The organism is Agrobacterium fabrum str. C58 (assembly GCF_000092025.1).
GTDB classification, from domain to species: Bacteria; Pseudomonadota; Alphaproteobacteria; order Rhizobiales; family Rhizobiaceae; genus Agrobacterium; species Agrobacterium fabrum.
In genome coordinates, this window is the sequence record NC_003062.2 from 1,117,345 (window position 1) to 1,143,213 (window position 25,869).

At 59.2% G+C, this 25,869-nt stretch carries 21 protein-coding genes and 2 pseudogenes; 8 read left to right on the forward strand and 15 right to left on the reverse strand.

Features of this window, described 5'->3' with window-relative positions; all coding sequences use genetic code 11:
• Positions 1-78: 78 nt before the first annotated feature.
• Entirely contained in the window at positions 79-2,124 is a 2,046-nt protein-coding gene (uvrC, locus tag ATU_RS05575) for an excinuclease ABC subunit UvrC (protein ID WP_035256491.1), read from the reverse strand.
• On the reverse strand, positions 2,121-2,909 hold the full coding sequence (locus ATU_RS05580; RefSeq protein WP_006312872.1) for an SDR family oxidoreductase: 789 nt from the start codon (positions 2,907-2,909) through the stop codon (positions 2,121-2,123). The genes uvrC and ATU_RS05580 overlap by 4 nt, the downstream gene beginning before the upstream one ends.
• 349 nt (positions 2,910-3,258) lie before the next feature.
• Between ATU_RS05580 and ATU_RS05585 the strand changes: the two genes are divergently transcribed.
• Positions 3,259-3,915: an outer membrane protein gene (locus ATU_RS05585; RefSeq protein ID WP_006312871.1), complete on the forward strand. Its 657-nt coding sequence runs from the start codon at positions 3,259-3,261 to the stop codon at positions 3,913-3,915.
• 117 nt (positions 3,916-4,032) lie between these two features.
• Here ATU_RS05585 and ATU_RS05590 read toward each other — a convergent pair whose 3' ends face one another.
• Together ATU_RS05590 and ATU_RS05595 are read right to left on the reverse strand one after the other, a co-directional pair.
• Positions 4,033-4,629, reverse strand: a complete 597-nt coding sequence (locus ATU_RS05590; protein WP_010971416.1) for a glutathione S-transferase — start codon at positions 4,627-4,629, stop codon at positions 4,033-4,035.
• Positions 4,630-4,660: 31 nt separating this feature from the next.
• The gene (locus tag ATU_RS05595) at positions 4,661-5,419 is read right to left on the reverse strand and encodes a ribonuclease T2 family protein (protein ID WP_010971417.1); all 759 of its coding nucleotides are present in this window, start codon (positions 5,417-5,419) and stop codon (positions 4,661-4,663) included.
• Positions 5,420-5,617: 198 nt separating this feature from the next.
• Between ATU_RS05595 and ATU_RS05600 the strand changes: the two genes are divergently transcribed.
• Positions 5,618-6,565 carry a lysylphosphatidylglycerol synthase domain-containing protein gene (locus ATU_RS05600; protein ID WP_010971418.1) on the forward strand — a complete coding sequence of 316 codons (948 nt, stop codon included), beginning with the start codon at positions 5,618-5,620 and terminating at the stop codon, positions 6,563-6,565.
• 4 nt (positions 6,566-6,569) lie between these two features.
• Here the strand turns inward: ATU_RS05600 and ATU_RS05605 are convergent, their stop codons facing one another.
• A complete protein-coding gene (locus tag ATU_RS05605; RefSeq protein WP_010971419.1) occupies positions 6,570-7,433 on the reverse strand; it encodes a 23S rRNA (adenine(2030)-N(6))-methyltransferase RlmJ in 864 nt (287 codons plus the stop codon).
• A 41-nt stretch (positions 7,434-7,474) separates the two neighbouring features.
• On the opposite strand from ATU_RS05605, the gene ATU_RS05610 reads away from it, so the two are divergent.
• Together ATU_RS05610 and ATU_RS05615 are read left to right on the forward strand one after the other, a co-directional pair.
• The gene (locus tag ATU_RS05610) at positions 7,475-9,697 is read left to right on the forward strand and encodes a molybdopterin-containing oxidoreductase family protein (protein ID WP_035256496.1); all 2,223 of its coding nucleotides are present in this window, start codon (positions 7,475-7,477) and stop codon (positions 9,695-9,697) included.
• Between the two features lie 58 nt (positions 9,698-9,755).
• Positions 9,756-10,385 carry an NUDIX domain-containing protein gene (locus ATU_RS05615; RefSeq protein WP_010971421.1) on the forward strand — a complete coding sequence of 210 codons (630 nt, stop codon included), beginning with the start codon at positions 9,756-9,758 and terminating at the stop codon, positions 10,383-10,385.
• 156 nt (positions 10,386-10,541) lie between these two features.
• On the opposite strand, the pseudogene ATU_RS05620 reads toward ATU_RS05615, so the two are convergent.
• The 3 genes and pseudogenes from ATU_RS05620 to purM form a co-directional block, all read right to left on the reverse strand.
• A pseudogene (locus ATU_RS05620) lies at positions 10,542-11,477 on the reverse strand (omptin family outer membrane protease).
• A 134-nt stretch (positions 11,478-11,611) separates the two neighbouring features.
• Positions 11,612-12,286, reverse strand: a complete 675-nt coding sequence (gene purN / locus ATU_RS05625; protein WP_035256500.1) for a phosphoribosylglycinamide formyltransferase — start codon at positions 12,284-12,286, stop codon at positions 11,612-11,614.
• The gene (gene purM / locus ATU_RS05630; protein ID WP_006312859.1) at positions 12,283-13,356 is read right to left on the reverse strand and encodes a phosphoribosylformylglycinamidine cyclo-ligase; all 1,074 of its coding nucleotides are present in this window, start codon (positions 13,354-13,356) and stop codon (positions 12,283-12,285) included. Before purM ends, purN begins: the two co-directional genes overlap by 4 nt.
• A 283-nt stretch (positions 13,357-13,639) precedes the next feature.
• Here purM and ATU_RS05635 point away from each other — a divergent pair, with 283 nt between their 5' ends.
• From ATU_RS05635 to ppx, 4 genes are read left to right on the forward strand one after another with little or no spacing between them, the layout of a single operon-like run.
• Positions 13,640-14,797 (forward strand): AI-2E family transporter, encoded by a 1,158-nt coding sequence (locus ATU_RS05635; protein WP_006312858.1) that lies wholly within the window; start codon positions 13,640-13,642, stop codon positions 14,795-14,797.
• Between the two features lie 2 nt (positions 14,798-14,799).
• The gene (gene hdaA, locus ATU_RS05640) at positions 14,800-15,528 is read left to right on the forward strand and encodes a DnaA regulatory inactivator HdaA (protein WP_006312857.1); all 729 of its coding nucleotides are present in this window, start codon (positions 14,800-14,802) and stop codon (positions 15,526-15,528) included.
• Positions 15,525-17,828 carry an RNA degradosome polyphosphate kinase gene (locus tag ATU_RS05645; protein ID WP_371814441.1) on the forward strand — a complete coding sequence of 768 codons (2,304 nt, stop codon included), beginning with the start codon at positions 15,525-15,527 and terminating at the stop codon, positions 17,826-17,828. Before hdaA ends, ATU_RS05645 begins: the two co-directional genes overlap by 4 nt.
• Complete coding sequence (gene ppx / locus ATU_RS05650; RefSeq protein ID WP_010971426.1) at positions 17,825-19,348, forward strand: exopolyphosphatase; 1,524 nt, start codon at positions 17,825-17,827, stop codon at positions 19,346-19,348. Before ATU_RS05645 ends, ppx begins: the two co-directional genes overlap by 4 nt.
• Before the next feature lie 31 nt (positions 19,349-19,379).
• On the opposite strand, the gene ATU_RS05655 is transcribed toward ppx, so the two are convergent.
• From ATU_RS05655 to rnd, 7 genes and pseudogenes are all read right to left on the reverse strand, one after another.
• A complete protein-coding gene (locus tag ATU_RS05655) occupies positions 19,380-20,012 on the reverse strand; it encodes a DapH/DapD/GlmU-related protein (RefSeq protein ID WP_010971427.1) in 633 nt (210 codons plus the stop codon).
• Positions 20,013-20,161: 149 nt separating this feature from the next.
• Entirely contained in the window at positions 20,162-20,509 is a 348-nt protein-coding gene (locus tag ATU_RS05660) for a hypothetical protein (protein ID WP_010972620.1), read from the reverse strand.
• Positions 20,510-20,678: 169 nt separating this feature from the next.
• On the reverse strand, positions 20,679-21,026 hold the full coding sequence (locus ATU_RS05665; protein WP_010971428.1) for a YunG family protein: 348 nt from the start codon (positions 21,024-21,026) through the stop codon (positions 20,679-20,681).
• Between the two features lie 237 nt (positions 21,027-21,263).
• Complete coding sequence (locus tag ATU_RS05670; RefSeq protein WP_010971429.1) at positions 21,264-22,622, reverse strand: esterase-like activity of phytase family protein; 1,359 nt, start codon at positions 22,620-22,622, stop codon at positions 21,264-21,266.
• A 144-nt stretch (positions 22,623-22,766) separates the two neighbouring features.
• Positions 22,767-23,795 (reverse strand): adenylate/guanylate cyclase domain-containing protein, encoded by a 1,029-nt coding sequence (locus tag ATU_RS05675; protein WP_006312850.1) that lies wholly within the window; start codon positions 23,793-23,795, stop codon positions 22,767-22,769.
• 180 nt (positions 23,796-23,975) lie between these two features.
• Positions 23,976-24,580: pseudogene (locus ATU_RS05680) on the reverse strand (hypothetical protein).
• Positions 24,581-24,661: 81 nt separating this feature from the next.
• Entirely contained in the window at positions 24,662-25,828 is a 1,167-nt protein-coding gene (gene rnd / locus ATU_RS05685; protein ID WP_010971431.1) for a ribonuclease D, read from the reverse strand.
• Positions 25,829-25,869: the final 41 nt, after the last annotated feature.

Sequence of the window (25,869 nt, forward strand, 5' to 3'; positions counted from 1 at the left end):
CTGCTTTGATGCCGTCCCTGACGCATAGGGTCAACACGTTATTATGGTTTTTTAGCAGATCGGTCTTACCGTTCTGCGTCAATCGCTGCCGCTCTCGTGGAAGTGATTGTAAATTTGCCGCGCCACCGTCTCGGAAATGCCGGTAACAGTCATCAGATCGTTGAGGCCGGCGCGGGAAACCGCCTTGGCCGTGCCGAAATGTTGCAATAGGGAGCGCTTGCGCCCCGGCCCGATTCCCGAGATTTCATCCAGCGGATTGCGCACCATTTCCTTCTTGCGTCGCGCCCGGTGCGAGCCGATGGCGAAGCGGTGGGCCTCGTCGCGCATGCGCTGAATGAAATAAAGCACGGGATCGCGCGGCGGCAGGGAAAAATCGCTGCGCCCGTCCGCAAAGAAGCGCTCGCGCCCCGCCTCGCGGTCCACACCCTTCGCCACGCCGATGGCCGTCACGCAGTCGCGAATGCCGAGTTCGTCGAGGATAGCCCGCACCGCGGTCATCTGCCCCTGGCCGCCGTCGATCAGGATTACATCCGGCCAGGCGGGAAAGGGCAGGTCGGCGGCTTCTTCCGGTGTCGGCGTCTGCGCGCGATCAGGTTTGCCCTCTTCCTTCAACAGGCGCGAGAAGCGACGGGTCATCACCTCGCGCATCATGCCGAAGTCGTCGCCGGGGGTGATGTCGGTCGATTTGATATTGAACTTGCGATACTGGTTTTTCACAAAACCTTCCGGCCCCGCCACCACCATGCCGCCCACGGCATTGGTGCCCATGATGTGCGAGTTATCGTAAATCTCGATGCGGCGCGGCACATAGGGCAGGTTGAAGGTCTCCGCAAAGCCTTTCAGCAGTCGCGCCTGAGACGAGGTTTCCGCCAGCTTGCGGCCATGCGCCTCGCGGGCATTGGCAAGAACATGGTCGGTAATGTCCTTCTTCTCGCCACGCTGCGGCACGCTGATCGTCACCTTATGGCCCGCCTTCTCGCCAAGTGCTGCGGCCAGCAGCTCCTGTTCCTCAACCGTTTCGGAAAGCAGGATCTGTTTCGGCACCGGCTTGTCGTCGTAGAACTGTGCTAGGAAGGCGTTGAGGATTTCCGAGCCGGGCAAGGATGGATCGGCCTTCGGGAAATAGGCGCGGTTGCCCCAGTTCTGGCCGGTGCGGAAAAAGAATACCTGAATACAGGAAATACCGCCTTCATGGTGAATGGCAAAGACATCCGCTTCCTCAATACCGGCGGGATTGATGCCCTGATGGCTCTGGACGTGCGAGAGCGCCGCCAGCCGGTCGCGATAGATGGCAGCGCGCTCGAAATCGAGATCCTCTGATGCCTCGTTCATCTGCCGCGCGATCGCGGTCTTGACGGCCTGGCTCTTGCCGGAGAGGAAATCCTTGGCTTCCTTGACGAGTTCCGCATAACCCTCGTCGCTCACCTCATGGGTGCAGGGCCCGGAACAGCGCTTGATCTGGTAGAGAAGACAGGGACGCGTGCGGGTCTCGAACACGCTGTCGGTGCAGGTGCGGATCAGGAAGGCGCGTTGCAGCGAATTGATCGTGCGGCCAACGGCGCCGGCCGATGCAAAAGGCCCGAAATAATCGCCTTTCCGCGCCCGGGCACCGCGATGCTTGAAGATCGCCGGTGCGCGATTATCCGCGGTAATCAGAATATAGGGAAACGACTTGTCGTCACGCAAAAGCACGTTAAAGCGCGGCCGTAAGCGTTTGATCAGATTCGCTTCCAAGAGAAGCGCCTCAGTCTCCGTACGGGTGGTGACGAATTCCATGTGGGTGGTGAAACGCACCATCTGGGCGATGCGGTTGGAATGCACGCGACCCTGTGCGTAATTGCCGACGCGCTTCTTCAGCGAACGCGCCTTGCCGACGTAAAGAACGTCGCCCGCTTCGTTGAACATGCGGTAGACACCCGGCGAATTCGGCAGGTGTTTGACGAATTCGCCGATGAGATCCATGCCCTTCAGGCCGGATTCGTTCTTCCAGCCCGCATTCCAGTCCATGCCGGCAACGCTGCGCGATGCCTCGGCCGTGTCGGTTGCGGCAAGGTTGGCATCGTCGTCTTCGTCGTCGGTTTCATCGAACAGAATACCGCCATCAGGCAGCTTCTTTCCGTTCATTCCGGTATCTCCGCCACGTCAGGGGTTTCCCAGCCAAGATGCTGGCCGCCATCGAGCGCGATCATTTGTCCGGTGATCGACGGCGTATCGTAAAGAAAGCGAATCGTCCGGCCGAACTCATCCGGCGCGGGACCACGCTTTAATATAAGGCCGTCGATCTGCGCCTGAAAGTCCTGGGGCGCCTGTCTTTCGCTTTTGAAGGTGGGACCAGGGCCGATGGCATTGACCCGCACGCGCGGCGCAAAGCTCTGCGCCATAGTCCGTGTGGCGGTCCACAGCGTCGATTTCGAAAGCGTGTAGGAATAAAAACGCGGCGTGAGCGCAAGCACACGCTGGTCGATGATATTGACGATCAGGCCGGATTTCTCCGCGGGCAGTTGCTCGACAAAGGCGGCGGCGATGAGGGAAGGGGCCCGCACATGCACCGCGAAATGGGCATCGAAAACGGCCGGATCGGGCGTTTCGGCGGTATCGGCGAGAAAAACCGATGCATTATTGACGACGACGCCGATCGGGCCAAGCGCGGCGGCGGCCTTTTCGACAAGCGCCATGGTGGGCGCAGATTGTGTCAGATCTGCCTGAACGGCCGTGGCTCTGCCACCCTTTTGCCTTATTTCGTTAGCGAATTCCTCCGCCTGCGCCATGGATTCATTGGCATGGACGGCAATCGCAAAGCCGTGGGCTGCGAGATCGGAGGCGATTGCCCGCCCGAGCCGGCGGGCGGCGCCCGTTATCAAGACTGTCTTCGGTATATGTTCTTTCACGGCGGACCTGCATTTGCTCATACACGCCCTATTTGCTGGATATAAATGCAAATCGCAAGCTGTCACTCAGCCCCAAAAGAATTGGGCGATTTTTTATTCACAATGCAATTTCGGTTTAATTTGAATATAACTAAGTTTAAAGGCGATCTATTGCTGGTTAGGCTTCTGTTAGGGTTAATATAACCCTTGTGGCAATTAGGCAACGTCTAATTCTAGTCACGTCTCTGCCCCAAACAATTCACATTTTGGCTCTTTGATCTCCGCATTCTCCCATCAAGTTCAGTTTCCAGAGGGGCAAATTAACCCGACGATTTTTACCGCGTCTGAAAACAATGTTTTGAGTGCAGAGCGGTCCTGAAAGGAGAATAACATGCGTATTTTCGTAGCAACCCTTATGGCTTCGACCATGGCAGCCGCCGGTTTTTCGGCTGCTTACGCCGCCGACGCCGTAAATGAGGTGCCGCAGGCACCGGTAGCCTACGACCAGCCCGCCGCGGTCAAGGATTGGTCCGGCGCCTACCTCGGTGGTACGGTCAACTATGACTGGGGCCGTTTCAGCTCCAGCAATGACGGTCGTGACGCCAAGGGCTTCGGTGGCGGCGTCTATGGTGGTTACAACATGCAGAGCGGCCAGATCGTTTACGGTGCTGAAGCAGACGTGAACATGGGCGACGAGAAGGGCTCCGCCGGTACGGTTGCCGGTCGCGCCGTCGAAGGCAAGCAGGGCGTCAACGGCTCGCTGCGTGGCCGCGTCGGTTACGACATGAACCCGTTCCTGCTTTATGGTACGGCCGGTCTTGCTGTCTCCGACAACAAGGTTCGTGACGGCGTCAACAAGGACAGCGCCACGGCTCTCGGTTACACGGTTGGTGCCGGTGTTGAAGCCATGGTGACCGACAACATCACCGCTCGTCTGGAATATCGCTACAGCGATTACCAGAAGAAGGACTACACGCTCGGCAACGATGCCTTCTCGCGTGGTTTTGACGACCACTCGGTCAAGGCCGGTATCGGCGTCAAGTTCTGATCCTTCTCGGATCGGTCAAGGAAAAGCCGGGGTTTACGCCCCGGCTTTTTTTTGTTTCTGTGATTTGCCATCGCCTTAACGCCCGGTGGAAAGAACCGGGCGTTTTGTTCGGCGGGTCTAGGCGGCGGCTTTCATTTCCGCATAGGCGTCGAAACGCTTGCCGAAGGTTTCTGGCCAGGCTGCCAGCGCATCACGTCCCTCGGCCCACTCACCGGCAAAACGCAGGTCGAGATAGCCGATCATCGCTGCAAGGGCGAAATGGCCGCCATGCAGCTTCTTGCCGGTTTTCGGCAGGTTGGCGTTGAGGTGATCGAGCCCGCGGACCACCTTGCTCCACTGCTTGTCGATCCACGGCTGATGAATCTTGTCTTCCGGGCGGAAACGCCGCTCGTAGACGATGGCGAGCAGGCAATCCATGATGCCGTCGCACAGAGCTTCCAGAATTTCCGCTTCAGTGCGCTTGCCGTTCTTCTTGGGGTAAAGCTTGCCGCCCGAAAGACGGTCGAGATAATGCATGATCGTCACGCTGTCATAGACAGAGCCGCCTTCGTCCAGCAGCAGGACCGGGATTTTGCCGAGCGGATTGTTGTCCATCAGCGTGGCCGGCTCGGCATTGGTGTCGACGCGCACGGAGGTGACATCAATGTCGAGATGGCGGGCGGCCATGCGCACCTTGGCGGAGTAGGGGGAGGCGGGCGAATAAAGCAGTTCCATGGTCGGGTCCTATGGGGTTGATATGGGGTAATCAGCGTATGGGGATGATCTCGGTCGCGCTGGCGCGGCAGCCCTTGCGGTCCAGTTCGGGGCAATCGCGAAATGCCATGTCCTTGTTGAGGCAGATGCGCACTTCCTCAAGGCGCCTGCCGTCGCAGCTGATCGAGACGGCGCGTTTCGACAGGCCCGGATTGGCGTCGGTGAAGGCGGTTTCGATGGCATCGGCGGAGAGCGTATTGGTCTGCGCGCCGGAGGAAATTTTCCCCGGCAACCTGATGGCGTCGAACGCCGCCCGTGTTGCCGCAAAATAATCTTTCTGCGACAGGCCGGAGCAGGCGCCGTGTTTACGCCACTGGTGGCCAATCAGGCCCATCGATGGCATGATGTCGAACATGCTGCGGCCGATCGCATCGGGAACCCGCTCAGGCTCGCTGCTTTGGCAGAATTCGGGATAGCCGTTTTCATTCTGCGGCCACAGCCCGTGCACCACGAAACCGTAACGCCTGTCGCTGCCGCATTGCTGGCGGTTGCCGGAACCTTCGGAGCTGGCACAGAAGGCTGGCGACCAGGAGAGTGAGAGCACGTAGAAATCGAAGCCGGTACCACGAGGAGGTTGGGCATTGTCCGCATTCTGCCGGGCTGTATTCTGTTGGGGGCGTGCAGCGGATTGCTGCTGAGCGGGCGTCTGCCGGTCGTTTTCCGGCCCCTTCGAAACGGGTTTTTCCTGCGCAAACCACAGCGCTGCAAGCGACAGAAGACCCAAGGCGATGAAACCTGCATACCGTTTCATTCCGTGCATGTTCCCCGGAAACTGGACCACCCCATATCGCCGTCGGGCGACGATCCGGTCTTACATAAATTTGTGAACGAGGCAAACGGGCAAAAAGGTTGAAAGCTTCGCCGCATAACGAATAGAGTCTGGCGAATCTTCCGCGAAAGACGGAAACAGGGCTGGGGCGATGTTGGGGGAAATAGGCGGCATGACCGCATGAAATTCAAAAAATACATCTGGCCCGTCGTTGGTTTCGCGACGATTGGTTTTTCCGCCTGGTTGCTCTTCCACGAATTGCGTGGCCTGTCGCTTGATGATTTCTGGGACAGCCTGAAAGCCATTCGTGTGCGGGACTGGCTGTGTTCCGGCCTTGCAACCCTGCTGGCCTATGCCGCGCTTGCCGGTTATGACCGCATCGCGCTGCAACACCTTGGCCGCAAGGTGAACTGGTTCTTCATCACGCTCACTTCTTTCACCACCTATGCGCTGTCCCACAATGTCGGGGCATCCGTATTCTCGGGCGCCGTGGTGCGATACCGGGCCTATACGTCAAAGGGGCTGAGCGTCGCGGAAGTCGGCATTCTCGTCGGCCTCTGCTCCTTCACCTTCCTCATTGGCACCATCATGCTGATCGGTCTGGTGCTGTTATACGAGCCTGACATCACCGAACGGTTCACCGGCATCCTGCCTGTCGAAGCCTCGACGACGACGGGGATCGTGCTGCTTCTCTTCGTCAGCCTTTATGTCCTCGGCAGCCTGCTCAGGCTGAAGCCGTTGAAAATCGGCTCCTTCATGCTGCCTTACCCCGCGCCGAAGCTGGTGGCGCAACAGCTCGTCATCGGCCCGATCGAGCTGATCGGCGCGGCTGGCATCATCTATTTTGCCCTGCCGGAGGCCGGAAACCCCGGCTACATGGTCATTCTCGGCATTTTCCTGGTGTCTTTTTCGGCCGCGCTCATCTCGCATGCGCCGGGCGGGCTCGGCGTGCTGGAACTGGTCTTCGTCACCGGCCTGCCGGATATGAACCCCGCTGATGTCATTGCTGCACTTCTGGTGTTTCGCCTGTTCTACCTCATCATACCCTTCATCATGGCGCTGTTCGTGATCCTGTTCTTTGAACGATCACAGCTTGCGCAGGCGCAGAAACGGGAAGGGTTGCGGTAGAACCTCAATCCTCTTCCGGCTTCTCCTCGCCGCGCAGCCAGAAGGCGCGGTGCGATGCGTACCGGTCCTGCGCCATCACCGTTTTCAGGAAGGGCAGCAGCGTGTGCAGTTCGTCCTTCAGCGTATAGGGCGGGTTGACGACGATGAGGCCCGAACCGCTCAAGCCCTCGAGCCGGTCGCTTTTGACGGATAGTTCCGCACACAGCATCTTCGGAATATCGAAGGATTGCAGCCGCTCATGGAAATCCCTGATCGGAGCGCCTTTTTTCAACGGATACCACAGGCAATAGGTGCCGGTGGAGAAACGCCGGTAAGCCTTGTTCAGACCATCGGCCAGCCGCTGATATTCGTTCTCAAGCTCGAAAGGCGGATCGACGAGGATGAGGCCGCGCTTTTCCTTTGGCGGCAGATGTGCGCCGAGCGATAGCCAGCCATCCAGTTCGGTGACGCGAACCTGATAATCCCCCTCGAACAAACGCGACAGGGCACGTGCGTCGTCCGGATGCAGTTCCATGGCCGAAAGCCGGTCCTGCGGACGGAACAGCATGCGCGCGAGTTTCGGCGAGCCGGGATAGAATTGCATGCCGCCTTCCGGGTTAAGCTCCCTGACGGCGGCAAGGTAGGGCTCCAGCAATTCGGCGATGGGGGCAGGCAGGTCGGCTTCCATCAGCTTGCCGATGCCGGTCTGCCATTCGCCGGTTTTCTGTGCCTCTTCGGAGGAGAGGTCGTAAAGCCCGATGCCGGCATGGGTGTCCAGCACCCGAAACGCCTTGTCCTTGTTCTGGAGATAACGCACGAGGCGGGCGAGAACGGCATGTTTGAGGACATCCGCGAAATTGCCGGCGTGATAGATGTGGCGGTAGTTCATGGATGTGTCTCGCTTGGCGTTTATCGGGATGAATGGTCAGGATGAATATTCTTGATGGACGTCACTTCGGCCTTTTTGCCGCATCGTTGATGCAATATACAAAAGACATGAACGTTGCGACCCCGATTTCCGCTGAAAAAGCCGCCTCCAAGGCCGAAGTCCGTATTGGCCATACGGTCTGCCCGCATGACTGTCCGAGCGCCTGCGCGCTGGAGGTCGATATCAATGCCGATGGCCGCATCGGCCGTGTGCGCGGCGCCAATGCCAATACATATACCGCCGGCGTCATCTGCGCCAAGGTGGCGCGTTATTCCGAGCGCATCTACCATCCCGGCCGCCTGCTGACGCCGAAGCGTCGCAAGGGCGCAAAAGGGGCGGGCGACTGGCAGGAGATTTCCTGGGAAGCGGCGCTGGACGAGGTGGCAGACGCTTTCGTCAAGGCGGAAGCCCGGCACGGTGCCGAGGCCATCTGGCCCTATTTTTACGCCGGCACGATGGGGCAGGTGCAGCGGGACTCCATTGAACGTCTGCGCCACGCCAAAAAATACTCCGGCTTCTTCGGTTCCATCTGCACCAACATGGCCTGGACGGGCTATGTGATGGGCACCGGCGCGCTGCGCGGCCCCGATCCGCGCGAGATCGGCAAGGCCGATGTCGTCGTCATCTGGGGTACCAATGCGGTGGCCACCCAGGTCAACGTCATGACCCATGCGGTGAAAGCCCGCAAGGAGCGTGGCGCAAAGATCGTCGTTGTCGATATCTACGACAATCCGACCATGAAACAGGCGGATATGCGCATCGTTGTTCGCCCTGGCACGGATGCGGCACTGGCCTGCGCCGTCATGCACATCGCCTTCCGCGACGGTTATGCCGATCGCAATTACATGGCCCGCTTCGCCGACGATCCGGCGGGGCTCGAAGCGCATCTGAAGTCAAAGACGCCGCAATGGGCATCCGAGATCACCGGTCTTTCCGTGGAAGAGATCGAGGCTTTCGCGCGGCTCGTCGGCACGACGAAAAAGACCTTCTTCCGGCTGGGTTACGGTTTTGCCCGCCAGCGCAATGGCGCGGTCGCGATGCATGCGGCGCTTTCCATCGCCACGGTTCTCGGCTCCTGGCAATATGAGGGCGGCGGCGCATTCCACAATAATGGCGATATCTTCCGGCTCAACAAGGCGGAGCTGATGGGCACAGCCTATGCCGACCCCGACGTGCGCCAGCTCGACCAGTCGCAGATCGGCCGCGTGCTGACGGGGGACGCGGAAGCGTTGCGCCATGGCGGCCCGGTGACGGCGCTGCTCATCCAGAACACCAATCCCGTCAATGTCGCGCCTGAACAGCGGCTGGTGAAACAGGGCTTCCTGCGCGACGATCTCTTCGTTGCGGTGCACGAGCAGTTCATGACGGAGACGGCCGAGGTGGCCGATATCGTTATGCCCGCTACCATGTTCCTCGAACATGACGATATCTATCGCGCCGGCGGCCAAAACCACATTCTGCTCGGCCCCAAACTGGTGGAGCCGCCGGAAACGGTGCGCACCAACCTCTTCGTCATCGAGGAACTGGCAAAGCGCCTCGGTGTCGACCATATGCCCGGCTTCGGCCTCTCTGCCCGCGAGCATGTCGACCGTATGCTCAAAGTCAGCGGCTGGGGCGATTTCGAAAGCCTGGCGGAAGAGAAATGGATCGATGCGCAGCCGCCTTTCGAGATGGCGCATTATCTCGAGGGTTTTGGTTATGGCGACGGAAAGTTCCGCTTCAGCCCCGACTGGGCAACCGGACCGTCTCCGAACAAGCCGCCGAAGAACATCGGCGTCATGGGGCCGGTTTCGGAGTTTCCGAAATTCCCGGATCAGGTCGATGTCATCGAGGTTGCGGATGCGGACCATCCCTTCCGGCTGGCGACGTCACCGGCACGCAACTTCCTGAACTCCACCTTCGCCGAAACCAAAACCTCCGTGCAGAAGGAAGGCCGTCCGGAATTGATGGTCTGTCCCGAGGATGCTGCCCGCAACGATATTGCGGATGGTGATATCGTCCGTATCGGCAATACACGCGGCGAAGTGCGTCTCCATGCAAAGATCGTGGAGGGCGCACGGCCCGGTGTGCTGATTGCCGAGGGTCTGTGGCCGAACAAGGCACATCTGGACGGCGAGGGCATCAATGTTCTGACCGGTGCCGATGCCGTTGCGCCTTATGGTGGCGCCGCGTTTCACGACAACAAAGTATGGCTCCGCCGCGGCGACGAGGCCGGCGAGGCTTGATATTGCGCCGCCATACAGACAATCTGAAGCAACCCCACGACAGGCAAGGACATATCCGGTGACACAAACGCAGGCGAAAAACGTTCCGGCCGACATCGATTCCGGCAGAATCCGGCTCGTGGAAAAAGAAACGGTGTGGAAGGGCTTCGTGCATATGCAGAAGCTCATTTTCGACCAGCGCATGCCGGATGGCAGGACGATGCGCATCGTGCGGGAAGTGCATGACCATGGCAGCGCCGCCGCCATTCTTCTTTATGACGTGAAACGCGACAGCGTGGTGATGGTTCGCCAGTTCCGCCCCGCCGCTTTCGTGAACGGTGATCAGAGCTTCATGATCGAGGTGCCGGCGGGGCTTCTCGATGACGACGATGCTGCCGATGCCATTCGCCGCGAGGCGATGGAGGAATCCGGTTACGCGGTCGAAAAGGTCGAGTATCTCTTCGACATGTATGCGAGCCCCGGCACACTGACGGAGAAGGTCAGCCTCTTCGTCGCGCGCATCGACCTCGACGTGCAGGCCGGCAACGGCGGCGGGCTGGAGGACGAAGGCGAGGATCTGGAGGTTCTGACCTATGGCCTCGACGAGGCCTTCGCGATGATCGCCTCAGGTGAAATCACAGATTCCAAGACGATCATCCTGCTGCAATGGGCGATGTTGAATCGCGACCGTCTTCTTTCCAGAGCGTAATTTCATCCGCGGTTACGTTTGAGCGCCCTGAGCGCTCGGCCCGTATAGCGGCAATGAGCTTTGGGCGGGTCTGAGGGGTGCTGACTTTGACCAGACACGCTACGACCTCATCTTCGCGCTTAACCACCAACTCGTCCCCGCCCTTAAACCTTGTTATCAAAACCGGCCTTTGACACCAGCGCCTACGAAAAGAGACTGCATATCGCCTCCCCCCGCATTATTGTAGACGAGGCCGGTTGAGCTTCCGAATGGCGTAGCGGTTTTATCGCCGCGAGAAAAACTGGTATATTCGTAAGCGCCGTCGAGATAGAGGGAGGCATTGTCAGTCAGGTCATAGGCTATGCCCGCTTTCGCTCCGAACATCCCGCCTATGTCGAACTTATCGGCAAAACGTAGCGAGCGCATCCAATGATCGTCCGTGGCTTTCGCATAGACCATTGCGCCGCCTTCAAGACCCGCATTCAGCGACCAGTTGCCGAATTTGCGTCCACCGCTCAGGTTGCCGTAAAACACCGGAATTTGCTGTCTGTAAGTAATCGCTTTTTCGCTGTTTCCGAACTCACCGACATTATCGCGGAAACCTCGGGAGCTGTAGATGTAGTTTCCGCCATATGAGGACCATTACACGTCGGTGTAACGAAAGCCGACGCCGGCGCTGAGGTGTTGCAGCGGGTCCTCCAGCAGGGTGCGGTTTAATTCTATACTTCCAGTCAGGTAGTGGTCCAGCCGCGTGTCGCCGTGCTCTGAACGGTGGCTCCATCCATTCTTCGATGTATCTCTGTAAAACGGGCTGAGCCAATCGTAGTCGGTCATGAAGCCATCACCTGCAAAGCCGATACGACCTTCCGTTTTGATGCGCCAATCGGGTGAAAGCTCAAATCCAAGCGATCCGCGCAGAGCCATCGCATTTGTCGTTTTCCAGTCGAGCTGACTGTTTTTATGACTGCCGCTATAGAATTTTTCCGTTGCCTTAATGTTAAGAACGCCGGCATCCAGTGAGGCTGTAATGCCGCTTTGTTCAGCGGCGAGTGGCAGGCAGGTGCCCATCAGCAGAGCCGCAGAAAGCGGCAGGGAAAATCTCGAAAATCGCATGATCGCTCCTGAATGACCGGAGGGCCTGAAATAGGGGCCGTTGCGGGCATTAAGAGTGATTATGGTAAATGATCGGTTTATTTTCCCGAAAAACACCACTTCTGATTTATTTTTGTACTTTAGAAGTAACTCTATTAGAAAGCGGAAATCAGGCTGGAATACTCTGATTTACTTTCATTGTCCGTGGAGACGGCTTTGCCGTCTTCCATCCGAACCTTGCCTTCGGCAAGCCGCTTCAACGTAAGCGGGTAAAGCTGGTGCTCGACGGTGAGGATGCGTGCCGCAAGCGTCTCGGCCGTGTCGCCGGAAAGTACCGGCACCGCCCCTTGAGCGATGGTTGGGCCTTCATCCATGCCTTCGGTGACGAAATGCACGGTGCAGCCGGAAATCTTCATGCCGCTGTCGATGGCGCGCTGATGGGTGTGAAGACCGGGAAAGAGCGGCAGCAGGGAAGGGTGGATATTGATGATCCGGCCTTCATAGGGGGCGATGAAATCCCCCGATATCAGCCGCATGTACCCGGCAAGGCAGATGATATCAGGCGCGATCTCGCCAAGTGCGGCCAGAATGGCGCCTTCATGTTCGGCCTTGCTTGCATAGGTTTTGCGTTCGAACACCAGCGTCGGAATGCCGAGGTCACGGGCTTTTTCCAGCCCGCCCGCGGACGCCTTATCCGAGATCACGCAGGCGATTTCGGCCGGAAAATCCGCGGCCTGACAAGCCTTGGCCAGCGACACCATGTTGGAGCCGCCGCCGGAGATGAAAACGACGACACGCTTGCGACCGGACGACAAGGCGGCGCTCATCATAGGCCGAGAGTGCCCTTGTAGATCGTGCCGTGCGCGCCGTCTTCGCGGGCGACCATGCGGCCGAGCGGGAAGACGGTCTCGCCTTCCGCCGTGAGCGCCTCGGTGACCTTGGTGGCATTTTCAGCCGAAACGACGACGATCATGCCGACGCCGCAATTGAAGGTGCGTAGCATTTCATGGGCTTCGACGCCGCCGGTCTTGGCGAGCCAGGAGAAGACGGCCGGAACCTTGATGGCTGCAAGATCGATCTCGGCGGCGAGATGCTTGGGCAGAACGCGCGGAATATTCTCCGGAAAACCGCCGCCGGTAATATGTGCCAGCGCCTTCAGCGCGCCGGTCTCGCGGATCGCCTTCAGAAGCGGCTTCACATAGATGCGGGTCGGGGTCAGCAGCGCTTCGCCGAGCTTCTTACCATCGGCAAAGGGTGCGGGAGCGCTCCATTCCAGACCGGAGAGCGATACGATCTTGCGCACCAGCGAAAAGCCGTTGGAGTGCACGCCGGAGGAGGAGAGGCCGAGAATGACGTCGCCTTCGGCAATATCGCCGGCCGGCAGAAGCTGGCCGCGTTCGGCCGCGCCCACGGCAAAGCCGGCGAGGTCGTAGTCGCCATCGGAATACATGCCGGGCATTTCAGCGGTTTCGCCGCCGATCAGCGCACAGCCGGATTCGCGGCAACCGGCGGCGATGCCGGAAACGATGGCAGCACCCTGATCGGGATCGAGCTTACCGGTGGCGAAATAATCGAGGAAGAATAGCGGCTCTGCGCCCTGGACGACGAGATCGTTGACGCACATGGCGACGAGGTCGATGCCGACGGTGTCGTGATAGTCAGCGTCGATGGCGATCTTCAGCTTGGTGCCGACGCCGTCATTGGCGGCGACCAGAACCGGATCGGTGAAACCTGCGGCCTTCAGATCGAACAGGCCGCCGAAGCCGCCGATTTCGCCATCCGCGCCGGGACGCCGCGTGGAGCGCACCGCCGGTTTGATCTTCTCGACCATCAGGTTGCCGGCGTCGATATCCACACCCGCATCGCTATAGGTAAGACCGTTCTTGCCCGACTGGCTCATGGCTCTCGTCTCCGCTGGTTCCTTTGGCGTCGCCATTCGCACGGGACGGGGCCTGATGCAAGGGTTTGCGTGGCAAAAGCTCCGGTTTTTAACGGCTTTGGCATCGGCGGTGACCGGGCGTCGCCATGGCTGAGCCTGTGGCGGGGCAGGCCGCAGCGGCCCCGTGGCGTCTTTCAATCGACAAGTCGTCCATGGCTTTGATGCTGCAGTCTTGACCATATGCATATGCGCATCCTATCTCCATGATGGGCGATGACGGCATCGGCGACAGAAGGATGAACGAATGCAACCCCATGTGAGCGGCACGAGTCTGCGCCGACAGGTGTTTTTCTGGATTGGCGTGCTTGCCGTCTTTGTCCTCTTCCTGATGGTTTTCAGCTCCATTCTGCTGCCTTTCGTGGCGGGCATGGCGCTTGCCTATTTTCTCGATCCGGTGGCCGACTGGCTGGAGCGGCGGGGTTTGAGCCGGTTGATGGCGACCGTCGTCATCCTCGTTTCCTTCGTGCTGATCTTTGCGCTGTCGCTCATCATCATCATTCCGCTGATCGTCGCCCAGGCATCGGAATTCATCACACGCATCCCGCAATATATCTCTTCGTTGCAGCAGCTGATCGCCGGTGCAGATACCAATCTTCTGCCGGATTGGGTGAGCGGCCAGATCAACTCGGTAAAGGAGAATTTTTCAAAGCTCCTGACCGAGGGCGCTGGTTTCATCGGCACGCTTTTGACGCAGATATGGAATTCCGGCAAATCGCTGGTCGATGTCCTGTCGCTTCTGGTCGTCACGCCCGTCGTCGCCTTTTATCTGCTGCTCGACTGGGACCGGATGATCGACAAGGTCGACAGCTGGATCCCGCGTGACTACGTGCATACCGTCCGCCAGATTGCTCGCGACATGGACAAGACGATTGCCGGCTTCGTGCGCGGGCAGGGGTCGCTCTGCCTCATTCTCGGGGTTTATTATGCCGTCGGCCTGTCGTTGGTGGGCCTGAATTTCGGTCTGCTGATCGGCCTTTTCTCCGGCCTCATCAGCTTCATTCCCTATATCGGCTCCATGGTCGGCCTCATCCTCGCGGTCGGCGTCGCCATCGTGCAGTTCTGGCCGGACTATATCTATGTCTTCCTGACGCTCGTCGTGTTCTTTTCCGGCCAGTTCATCGAAGGCAACATCCTGCAACCGAAGCTTGTCGGCAAAAGCGTCGGCCTGCATCCGGTCTGGCTGATGTTCGCGCTCTTCGCTTTCGGTGCGCTTTTCGGTTTCGTCGGCCTTCTGGTCGCGGTTCCCGCTGCCGCTGCGGTCGGCGTGCTTGTCCGCTTTGCATTGTCGCGGTATCTTGAAAGCGATCTTTACCATGGGCACGCCGCCAATCTTCCCTGGGACGCCAACCCTGCCCTGGAAGAACGGGAAGCGTCCGCTGGTAAGATTGACTCTCAGAGCTGACGATGACTGACCAAATCAAAACCGACAACGCCCGGTCGAAGGCCGAGCAGCTGCCGCTCGCATTTTCGCACCAGTCCGCTTCCGGCAGGGAGGATCTCCTCGTTTCCGCCTCGCTTGCGGCTGCCGTCAGCCTCGTCGATGAATGGCCGAACTGGCCGTCGCCCGTCGTGGTGCTGGCCGGGCCACCGGGTTCGGGAAAATCCCATCTCGCCAATATCTGGAAAAACATCAGCGATGCCCGCGACATTCACCCGGAGGCGGGCGCGGATGCCGCGCGTGCGGCTGAAACGGGACCGGTTCTTTTCGAGGATGCCGACCGGCGGGGTTTTGACGATACGGAACTTTTCCATGTCATCAACAGCGTGCGCCAGCACGGCACGACGCTTTTGATGACCAGCCGGCAATGGCCCGCCGCATGGCCGGTGACGCTGCCGGACCTGCGTTCGCGCCTGAAAGCCGTCACCGTGGTGGAAACCGGTGAGCCGGACGAGGGGCTGCTGGCGCAGGTGCTGGTAAAACTCTTTGCCGACCGGCAGCTTTATATGGATGACAAACTCATAGGCTACATCGTCAACAGGATGGAGCGTTCGCTCGACACGGCGCAGACAATCGTGGAGCAGATCGACCATCTGGCGCTTTCGCGCGCCACGAGGATCACCCGCCCGCTGGTGGCGGAAGTCCTCAACGCGATGGACAAGGCGGCGGCGGGCGACGGTTCGGACATCGATTGACTGTCACAGTTCCGTCGTCAAACTGTTATACGGGCAAGAAGGACGATCACGCGATGCAGCAGGATCACGGGACGGCAATCGGTCAGGGGACGGAACAGGGCATGGACGCTATCGCGCAGGAAGACTTCAACAAGGTGCAGCCGGTGGCTGAGGTCGAGAACCTCTGGGACAGCCCGGCGCGTTTCATCAACCGCGAATTCTCCTGGCTGCAGTTCAACCGCCGTGTTCTCGAGGAAACGCTGAACACGGATCACCCGCTTCTGGAACGGCTGCGCTTCCTGTCCATCTCGGCCGCCAATCTTGATGAATTCTTCATGGTCCGCGTCGCCGGTCTCGAAGGCCAGGTGCGCCAGAAGATCACCGTCAGGACGCCCGACGGCAAGACACCGGCCGAGCAGTTGGAAGATATTCTAAAGGAAATCGACAATCTGCAGATGGAGCAACAGGCCTCGCTTGCCGTCCTGCAGCAATATCTCGCCAAGGAAGAAATCTTCATCGTGCGGCCTGCCGCACTTTCCGAAGCGGACCGTACCTGGCTTGGCACCGAATTCGAGGAACGTATTTTCCCGGTGCTGACGCCGCTGTCCATCGACCCTGCGCACCCGTTTCCCTTCATTCCGAACCTAGGCTTCTCCATGGGCCTGCAGCTCGACAGCGTCAACGGCCGCGAGCCGATGACGGCGCTGTTGCGTCTGCCCACGGCGCTCGATCGCTTCGTTCGTTTGCCGGATGAAAAAAACGCCATCCGTTACATCACGCTGGAAGATGTGGTCGGCCTGTTCATTCACCGGCTTTATCCGGGCTATACCGTTCGAGGATTCGGCACGTTCCGCATCATCAGAGACAGCGATATCGAGGTGGAGGAAGAGGCGGAAGATCTGGTTCGCTTTTTCGAAAGCGCGCTGAAGCGCCGCCGCCGCGGTTCGGTCATCCGCATCGAGACCGATAGCGAAATGCCGCCGTCGCTGCGCCAGTTCGTGGTGCATGAGCTTGGCGTGCCTGATAATCGCGTTGCTGTTCTGCCCGGTTTGCTCGCGCTCAACACCATTTCGGAAATCGTGCGTGCGCCGCGCGACGACCTGAAATTCGAGCCTTACAACGCCCGTTTCCCGGAGCGCGTGCGCGAACATGCCGGCGATTGCCTCGCTGCCATCCGCGAAAAGGACATGGTGGTTCACCACCCCTATGAAAGCTTCGACGTGGTTGTGCAGTTCCTGTTGCAGGCTGCGCGCGATCCCGAAGTGCTTGCCATTAAGCAGACGCTTTACCGCACCTCCAATGACAGCCCGATCGTTCGTGCGCTGATTGACGCGGCGGAAGCCGGCAAATCCGTGACCGCGCTGGTCGAGTTGAAGGCGCGTTTCGACGAAGAGGCGAACATCCGCTGGGCGCGCGATCTGGAGCGCGCCGGTGTGCAGGTCGTGTTCGGCTTCATCGAACTCAAGACCCATGCCAAGATGTCGATGGTGGTGCGCCGCGAAGACGGCAAACTCAGAACCTATTGCCACCTCGGCACCGGTAACTATCACCCGATCACGGCGAAGATTTATACCGACCTGTCCTTCTTCACCTGCAACCCGAAGATCGCCCATGACATGGCGAATATCTTCAACTTCATCACGGGTTACGGCGAACCGGAAGAGGGCATGAAGCTCGCCATTTCGCCTTACACGCTGCGCGCCCGCATCGTGAAGCACATCAACGAAGAGATCGAGCACGCCAAGCGCGGTGCGCCGGCGGCGATCTGGATGAAGATGAATTCGCTGGTCGACCCTGAAATCATCGATACGCTTTACCGTGCCAGTGCGGCGGGCGTTGAGATCGATCTGGTAATCCGCGGTATCTGCTGCCTGCGCCCGCAGGTGGCGGGACTGTCGGATAACATCCGCGTCAAATCCATCGTCGGCCGCTTCCTGGAACACAGCCGCATCTTCTGCTTCGGCAATGGTTTCGGCCTGCCATCCGACAAGGCTCTGGTCTATATCGGCTCTGCCGACATGATGCCGCGTAACCTTGATCGGCGCGTCGAAACGCTGGTGCCGCTCACCAATCCCACCGTGCATGAGCAGGTTCTTTCACAGATTATGCTGGGCAATCTCATTGACAACCAGCAGAGCTACGAGATACTTGCGGACGGAACGTCGAGGCGCATCGAGGTGCGTAAAGGCGAAGAACCGTTCAACGCGCAGCACTATTTCATGACCAATCCCAGCCTTTCCGGACGTGGTGAAGCCTTGAAATCCAGTGCGCCCAAATTGATTGCCGGGTTGATTTCGTCCCGCAAGAAACAGGCTGAATGACTCGATCAGAAGCACAGGGGCGGCTGACCGGCCTTGCCCCCGTTTCCGTCATAGATATTGGTTCGAACTCCGTTCGTCTTGTCGTATATGAAGGTCTTTCCCGCGCGCCCGCGGTGCTGTTCAACGAAAAGGTCCTGTGCGGCCTTGGCAAGGGACTGGCGCTGACGGGCCGCATGCATGAGGAAGGCGTCACCCGGGCGCTGATGGCACTCAGGCGCTTCCATGTGCTTTCCGAACAGGCGCAGGCGCAGAAGCTTTATGTGCTTGCCACGGCGGCGGCGCGCGAGGCGGAAAACGGCCCGGATTTCATCCGCGAGGCCGAAGCCATTCTCGGCTGCGAGATCGAGGTGCTCTCAGGCGAGAAGGAAGCGCTTTATTCGGCCTATGGCGTGATCAGCGGTTTTTATCAACCCGATGGCATCGCCGGCGACCTTGGCGGCGGTTCACTCGAACTCATCGACATCAAGGACAAGAGCTGCGGCGAGGGCATCACCCTGCCGCTCGGTGGCCTTCGGCTATCGGAACAATCGGACGGTTCGCTGGAAAAGGCGGCCACGATCGCCAGAAAACACGTCAAATCCTTCGCGAAGCTTCTGGCGGCGGGCGAGGGGCGCACCTTTTATGCGGTCGGTGGTACATGGCGAAACATCGCCAAGCTGCATATGGAGATTTCAGGCTATCCACTGCATATGATGCAGGGGTATGAATTGCCGCTGGAAGAAATGCTGAATTTTCTCGAGGAGGTCATCGTCTCCCGGGATAGCAAGGATCCGGCCTGGCAGGCGGTCTCCAAGAACCGCCGTTCGCTCCTGCCATTTGGCGCCATCGCCATGCGGGAAGTTCTGAGAGCGATGAAGCCGGCCAAGATTGCCTTCTCCGCGCAGGGCGTGCGTGAAGGGTATCTTTATTCGCTGCTGACGGAAGCCGAGCGCGAATCCGATCCGCTGCTGGTCGCGGCGGATGAGCTTGCCATTTTGCGCGCCCGTTCGCCCGAACATGCGCGCGAACTGGCGGATTGGAGCGGTCGCACCTTTCCTGTCTTCGGTATCGACGAGACGGAAGAAGAAAGCCGCTACAGGCAGGCGGCCTGCCTGCTGGCCGATATCAGCTGGCGGGCGCATCCCGATTATCGCGGGTTGCAGGCGCTCAACATCATCGCCCATTCGTCTTTCGTTGCGATCACCCATCCCGGCCGCGCCTATATTGCGCTTGCCAATTATTATCGCTTTGAGGGCCTGAACGATAACGGCACGACGGAACCGCTCGCCGCCATGGCGGGCGAACGTCTGCAGGAACTCGGCAAGCTGCTGGGCGGCCTGCTGCGCGTCGTTTACCTCTTCTCAGCCTCGATGCCTGGTGTCGTTGACCACCTGAAATTCCGCAAATCCGACAACCCCGATATAGATCTGGAATTCGTGGTGCCGCATGATTATTGCGATTTCGCCGGCGAGCGGCTGGATGGCCGTTTGCAACAGTTGGCGAAGCTGACGGGCAAGCGGCTGGCCTTTGTGTTTGAGTAACGAACGGCAATGCCCTGTTTTGCGGCGCTGGCTACGACCAGCGCTCGCAAAAGGCTTCGATATCTCCTGACTGGAAGTCGGCGAGCCGCGCCATGATCGTCTCGAATGGCCAGTCCCACCAGGCGATGGCGGCAAGCTTCTCCGCGATGGATCGTGAAAAGCGCTCGCGAATGATTTTTGCGGGAACGCCGCCGACGATGGTGTAGGGCGGCACATCTTTGGTGACAACGGCACCGGCGGCAAGAACCGCGCCGTCTCCAACCGTTACACCCGGCAAGACGATGACCCCGTGGCCGATCCAGACATCGTGACCGATGATGGCGCGATCCTGCTTTCGCTGGGCGAAGAAGGCGTCGTCGCGCACCGCATCGGCAGCGTAATATTCCGGGCAGTAGCTGAAACGATGCGTGGATGGCCGGTCCATCGGGTGGTTCGGAGCGCCTATCCTGACCTCCGCAGCAATGGCGCAGAACTTTCCGATTATCGCATCACCCACCATGCAGCGCGGCCCGAGATAGGAGTAATTCCCAAGTTCAACATTGTGCAGCGAGGTGTCAGCCAGGACCTCGCAGCATCTGCCAATGTTCGAATCTCTTATGCTCGCCGTCGCATGAATGACGGTCTCTGCGAGTTTCGGGCGCTTGATCTGTGCGGTCGAGTCCATTCCAGTCTCCGGTTTTGCGCCTGCTTAACCGGGGATGATGAAGAGCCTGTGACGTGGGATGGCGAAGCATTCCGGCAGTAACAGGAATTTTTTTCAAGTGCGGATCAGGCGGGTTGCCTCGTGCAACATTTTCTCTTCATCGATGAATATCACTTGTCGGCGATATCGGCCGCCGAATCGTTTTTCTTCCAGTAATGCTCGGTTATGTTCTGAGCGTTCCGAATGATGTGACCAGCGATTTCGGGGTCTCCGCCCTCGAAGGTTTTCGGATCGGCCCCACATAGCAGCAGAAAGAGCTGCTGATGTGCGACAGCGGCAAAATAGTCGTGAGGCGGCGGCTGCATATCTGAAGCAACGGCCTGGAATGCGTCAGTGACCTCTTCGCTGGCACGCTCAAGCGCTGCGTGAATGGTGGCCATCATCGCCGCTTCCTTGCGTTCCAGTATATCCTGAATTTGCCGTTCCGCCGGTGTCAGGACCGGGCAACTCTCACTCATCAACGTCTCTCCTGTTGGAGCATCCATTGCGCCGACGAGGATTATCGCATTGATTGTGACCGCTTTGCGGAAAGATGGAAATCGCGGTTGTGGATGAGGCGGGATGCTTGACCGCCATGCCTGAAATCGCCTGACAAACGCGCACGGTCGGCACTGCTGTGCAAAAGGCTCAGCTGTGCCCCAACGCCTTGCGGATGCAGGCGCTGAGATAGGCATATTGCAGCGGCGTTATCGTTGCCATGGCTTCCGTGCGGCTGGCGAGCCGGTCCTGATAACCGACCGGAATATCGAATTGCGCGAAGGTAAAATCCCAACGGGTGCCCTCGACGATATTGTAGAAATGCTCGGCACCGCTGACAGCGGTTTTGGCAAGCTCGCCGCCGAAGATGTCCTGGACCACCAGCGCGGTAACGCTGCCTTGCCCCTTGGAGGGGTTTTCACGCGACCAAAGGTTGCTGGTCTCACCCGACCAGCTTTTCTTTAGGGCGTAATAAAGTCTCTCTGCATGGTCCTGCATGAAATGTCTTCTTTTCCGCAAGCATGTTTCGGTTAAAGCATTTCCGGCAAAACTGTGCTCAGTCTTGTGTCCGGAAACGCATAAAACAAAGAGTGAGAGCAATGGAGTTGAACGGGTGTTCACCGGAATTGCCCTGGCTCTGGAGAATCGGAACGGAGCGCCATGCACATATTGGTCTGCGGGGCGCTCCGTGGGGATCATTCGCGGCTACCAAAGCGATTGGCAGCAGCCTTGGTCTTACTTCGCGTCCAGCAGATCCTTGACCTCAAGCAGGACGAATTCGTTGTCGTCAGCCTTGTCCAGCGCGCGGCCGGCCGAGAAGGGCAGGTTGTTGTCGTTGCCAACGATGATATGCGTGGCATCGACACGGTCGACATTCTCGATGGTGACGAAAGGCATGTCGTAATAACCATTGCCGCCGCCCTGACGCTTCTTGTTGTCGGGATCGGAGATTTTCAGAAGATCGATATAGCCGATCTTGCGGGCGGCCTTGCCGACTTTGGCGTCATTAAATTCGATCTTGTAGATGCGCTTCACCTTGGCGGGCAAGGCAAAGCAGTTTGCTTCCGGCTTCTTCGGGTCGGCGCAGGCCTTGTCGGCGGTGCCGGCGCCGTTGTCGCGTTCGATGACCAGTGCGGTGCTGTCATCAAGCATGTTGAAGTCGCCGATGGCTTCGCCGCCCTGCGCCAGCGGATAGAGCCAGGTGCGGCCGGTCCATTCTTTCTTGGCGGTGTCGAGTTCGATGATGCGCAGCGCGGTCGCGCCGTCTTCGGTCTTCTCCACCTGGCCATCGGCCATGTAAAGCGGGCCTTCCAGAAGGCCGTAAAGCTTCGAGCCGTCCTTGGAGAGCGCCATGCCCTCATAGCCGCCAGATCGTTTCAGGTTGAAGGCCGGCATTTTCTGCGTCGGGTTGCCGGGCAGGGCGAGCGTGGGATGATCGGGAGACTTCACCTCGATGTCGCCGGCCTTGGTGGAGATGACATCGGTCAGCTTGCCGTCGCGGGTGAATTTCAGGATATAGGGGCCGAATTCCTCGCCCACCCAGAAACCATCGGCGACCGGCTGAATGGATTCGACGTCGAAATCCGCACCGGTCAGGTAACGCTTGCTGGAGCCTTCGAGAACGATGGGGAAGGGTGCCTTCATGTCAGGGTCGGAGAGAAACACGGTCTCCAGCGCATTGACCTTGCCGGCGTCCCAGTCGAACTTCAGATGGTGAAGCATCAGCATGGCGTCGCTGGAATTGAGCTTGGAGCCGAAGCCATTGTCGGAAAGGCTCCAGAAGCTGCCGTCGGGCATCGCCTTGATGCCGGAGAAACCCTGCATCGGCTGGCCGTTAAACGGCATGGAAAGACCGGTCAGTCGCACGCCGTCCTTGCCCGGCACGGTGCCGAGACCTTCCGCGCGCTTGCGGTCGGCGGTGGTGAACTTGGCGGAGGTCTTGAGGTGTTCAGGCGCGTCAGTGGGCGCCGGGATGATGGTGTTCGCCGGCAGGATGGCGTGGGAGACCAGCTTTGCAGGGAATTCCTGTTCGGCCGCGTGCGAGATGGAGGCGAACGCAAGGATGGCGCAGGACGCAAAAAGAATGTGCTTCATGATGGAGACCCCTCTCAATACCTGTTGAAGACAGGATTGACGCGATAGGGTCGCCGCATGACAGGCAGGTGATTGCCGTTTGAAGCTTTGATGAAATTTTGTGAGGGCCGTCGCCGGCAAATAGCCTCCGGGTGCCGATAAGCCTTATGCGGCAGGGGCCTGATATTGGCTGAGCGTGCAGACGCCGAGCGTCTGGCCACGGCCTTTCACCGCATGTTCGCCGAGATATTCGCTGCGTACGCCCTTCGGAAGCACCAGCTGGTGGGCGAGATCGGCGGAAATCAGCACCGGATGGCCGAGCATCTTGCTCAGCGATTCGAGCCGGGATGTCGTGTTCACCGTATCTCCGAAATAGGTGATCTTGTGGTGATCGACACCGATTTCTGCCGTGATGACCGGCCCGCCATGGATGGCGAAACGCAGGCGTGGCACTTCGCCGAAGCGGGAGAGCCACATGTCGCGTTTTTCCTCCATGGTCGCCTGGATGTCGAACACGCAGCGCACGCAGGCCGCCCGCCGGATCGCCATGTGATAGGGCCAGGTGATGATGGCGGCATCGCCAATGTAATCGTCGATGACGCCGCCATGTCTTCTCACTGGTGCGGCATAGCTGGCAAAGATTTCGCCGAGGAATTCCTGGGCCTTCAGATCGCCATGGGTTTCGGCGAAGGAGGTGGAGCCGACGAGATCGATGAAGATGAAGACGCGGTCTTCGCTGACCGGGCGGCGATAGCGCCCAAGAATGAGGTCGATGAAGATATCGCGACCGAGAAGCTCGCGCACGCGCATGATGAAGACGATGATGCCGCAGACGATAAGCGTGAAGATCAGCGTCTGCACTTCGGCATGCACCGCCCGTTTCCAGGTGCCGGGAAATATCCCGCTGAGCCACAGGATCGTGCCACCGAGCCCGAAGCCGCAGAAGACGAGAATGGCATAGATGATGAGGCCGACGGCGATATAGGCCGGTGTCGGCAAGGCGCTCACCTGCCGCGACAGGCCGGGCAAGATGTAACCGCGCTCAAAGGCGAGAATCGGTGCGCAGGCGAAAAGCGCATAGGTCGCGCCGATCAACGCGCCGCCGCCATATTCCAGAAAGGCGTAGGCCACCCCGGCGCCGGCCACGGCAACGAAGAGCACCACGTAATCCAGAATGGGCAGCAATTTTCTCATGTCAGCTCTGATCTCGAAAAGGGAAGCCGGCGCTCCCTTCGGGCAAAGCTTCTGTTCAGATGATATGCGACATTAGTGTGGAAAAAGCGCCGCAAAAAGTGAGCAATCGGTAAGGTTGCATGAAGGATTGGTAAGGCTGTTGCGCGGTTGCCGCAAACGCCTGCCGATGAGGCACTACTTCTAATAGGATGTTCTGTAATAGACGGTTTCAAGCGGGGATTGTGGCCGGTCGTCGGGCGTGTGGTTCGACCATTTCACCGGAAAGGCGGCAAAACGAAGCTTGTTGCCATCGATCCAGGCGCGGTCGAACAGGGTTTCCCCTTTGCGGGCAAAGGTGATGGCGGCGCAGGTTCGGCCATCGACGTCGAGGGCAATATTTCTTTCCAGTCGTTCAGGCCACAGCCCATGCCTTTCGGATCGCGATTATAGTGTTCGACGACATCGCCATCATTCGGGGTCATGGTGATCGAGGTGACGGTGTGGGCAAAGAGCAGGCTGTTCTGATCTTTCAGGCCGCCATCCAGCGTGCCCTCGTAACGCACCTGCACCGTCGGCCGCTGGCAGCCGTTGCTGGCATAAATCTGCGACACCGCATGTATGCGGCTATCGCGAATGGTGATGCGCGTGATGATGCCGTTGCGGTCGTTCTTGCCGATCTTCAGGCAGTCGGTCGTCCATTCACCCTGCAGATCGACCTTGTCCTCTGCGGCCCGGGCTGGAAGAGAGGGGAGAATGCCTGCCGCCGCGAGAAGCACGGCGAGCAGCAGAGTGCGGGCAGTTTTCATGGCAAGACCCTCAAATCGCATGACCATCGGTAGAGAAATGGGACGCGATGCGGGCAAAATTGGGGTGAGAAAGGCGGGCGGTTACGACTCGCTCGCTGCCGCCTCAACTTCCACGGCCTCGACCTTCTTGCCGGCGAAACGCAAGGCCACTTCGCCATTGATGAGTTTCAGCGCCACATCGCCGAACAGCTCGCGCCGCCAGCCGGTCAACGCCGCAACGGTCGCGTTTTCGCCTTCGGACGCGATCTTGTCCAGATCGTCGCTGTTGGCGATGACCTTGGCCGCGACGCCGTGCTTGTCTGCCGTCAGCTTCAGGAGAACCTTCAAAAGTTCCACGGCAGCACCGGAACCTTCCGGTGCGTGGCTGTGGCGCGGTGCCTTCGGCATCTCTTCTTTCGGCAGCGCCAGCGCCGCATTCACCGTTTCGATGATGGCGGTGCCGGAGGCGGACCGTTCCCAGCCCTTGGGAATGGTGCGAAGCCGCGACAGCGCCTCGGCGTCCTTCGGCTGCTGCTGGGCGATTTCGAAGATCCCATCGTCCTTCAACACGCGGGAGCGTGGCACGTTGCGCGACCGCGCTTCACGTTCGCGCCAGGCGGCGACGAATTTGAGGATGGCGAGTTCCGTCGGCTTGCGCAGGCGCGATTTCAGCCGCAGCCACGCATCGTCGGGATGCATGTCATAGGTGTCGCGCGATTCCAGAATGTTCATCTCTTCGGTCAGCCACAGGGAGCGGCCTTCGCGCTCCAGCTGCGCTTTGAGCGAGAGATAGACATCGCGCAGATGTGTTACGTCGGCCAGCGCGTAATCCAGCTGCTTTTCGGTGAGCGGACGGCGGCTCCAGTCGGTGAAACGCGAGGATTTGTCGATCTGCACATTCTTGATCTTCTGGACCAGCTGGTCGTAGGAGATCGAATCGCCGAAACCGCACACCATGGCGGCGACCTGCGTGTCGAAGATCGGATGGGGAATGAGCCCGCCGAGATGATAGATGATTTCGATGTCCTGCCGTGCGGCGTGGAAAACCTTCACGACGTTTGGATTGGCCATTAGTTCGAACATCGGCGTAAGATCGATACCCTTGGCCAGCGGATCAACCAGTACTTCGAGCGTCGGGCTCGCCATCTGTACGAGGCACAGTTCCGGCCAGAAGGTTGTTTCCCGCAAAAATTCGGTGTCGATGGTAATGAATTCCGATTTCGCCAGTTCCGTGCAGGCTTCGGCGAGGGCGGCAGTCGTTTCAATCATTGCAAATGGCCACTCGTGAAAATTATCCGTCTTACTTTCCC

Bases quoted from the DNA above. Each gene is read 5' to 3' on its own strand.
- uvrC (WP_035256491.1), bottom strand. From the start codon at position 2,124: ATGAACGGAAAGAAGCTGCCTGATGGCGGTATTCTGTTCGATGAAACC.
- ATU_RS05580 (WP_006312872.1), bottom strand. From the start codon at position 2,909: ATGAGCAAATGCAGGTCCGCCGTGAAAGAACATATACCGAAGACAGTC.
- ATU_RS05585 (WP_006312871.1), top strand. From the start codon at position 3,259: ATGCGTATTTTCGTAGCAACCCTTATGGCTTCGACCATGGCAGCCGCC.
- ATU_RS05590 (WP_010971416.1), bottom strand. From the start codon at position 4,629: ATGGAACTGCTTTATTCGCCCGCCTCCCCCTACTCCGCCAAGGTGCGC.
- ATU_RS05595 (WP_010971417.1), bottom strand. From the start codon at position 5,419: ATGAAACGGTATGCAGGTTTCATCGCCTTGGGTCTTCTGTCGCTTGCA.
- ATU_RS05600 (WP_010971418.1), top strand. From the start codon at position 5,618: ATGAAATTCAAAAAATACATCTGGCCCGTCGTTGGTTTCGCGACGATT.
- ATU_RS05605 (WP_010971419.1), bottom strand. From the start codon at position 7,433: ATGAACTACCGCCACATCTATCACGCCGGCAATTTCGCGGATGTCCTC.
- ATU_RS05610 (WP_035256496.1), top strand. From the start codon at position 7,475: ATGAATATTCTTGATGGACGTCACTTCGGCCTTTTTGCCGCATCGTTG.
- purN (WP_035256500.1), bottom strand. From the start codon at position 12,286: ATGATGAGCGCCGCCTTGTCGTCCGGTCGCAAGCGTGTCGTCGTTTTC.
- purM (WP_006312859.1), bottom strand. From the start codon at position 13,356: ATGAGCCAGTCGGGCAAGAACGGTCTTACCTATAGCGATGCGGGTGTG.
- ATU_RS05635 (WP_006312858.1), top strand. From the start codon at position 13,640: ATGCAACCCCATGTGAGCGGCACGAGTCTGCGCCGACAGGTGTTTTTC.
- hdaA (WP_006312857.1), top strand. From the start codon at position 14,800: ATGACTGACCAAATCAAAACCGACAACGCCCGGTCGAAGGCCGAGCAG.
- ppx (WP_010971426.1), top strand. From the start codon at position 17,825: ATGACTCGATCAGAAGCACAGGGGCGGCTGACCGGCCTTGCCCCCGTT.
- ATU_RS05655 (WP_010971427.1), bottom strand. From the start codon at position 20,012: ATGGACTCGACCGCACAGATCAAGCGCCCGAAACTCGCAGAGACCGTC.
- ATU_RS05660 (WP_010972620.1), bottom strand. From the start codon at position 20,509: ATGAGTGAGAGTTGCCCGGTCCTGACACCGGCGGAACGGCAAATTCAG.
- ATU_RS05665 (WP_010971428.1), bottom strand. From the start codon at position 21,026: ATGCAGGACCATGCAGAGAGACTTTATTACGCCCTAAAGAAAAGCTGG.
- ATU_RS05670 (WP_010971429.1), bottom strand. From the start codon at position 22,622: ATGAAGCACATTCTTTTTGCGTCCTGCGCCATCCTTGCGTTCGCCTCC.
- ATU_RS05675 (WP_006312850.1), bottom strand. From the start codon at position 23,795: ATGAGAAAATTGCTGCCCATTCTGGATTACGTGGTGCTCTTCGTTGCC.
- rnd (WP_010971431.1), bottom strand. From the start codon at position 25,828: ATGATTGAAACGACTGCCGCCCTCGCCGAAGCCTGCACGGAACTGGCG.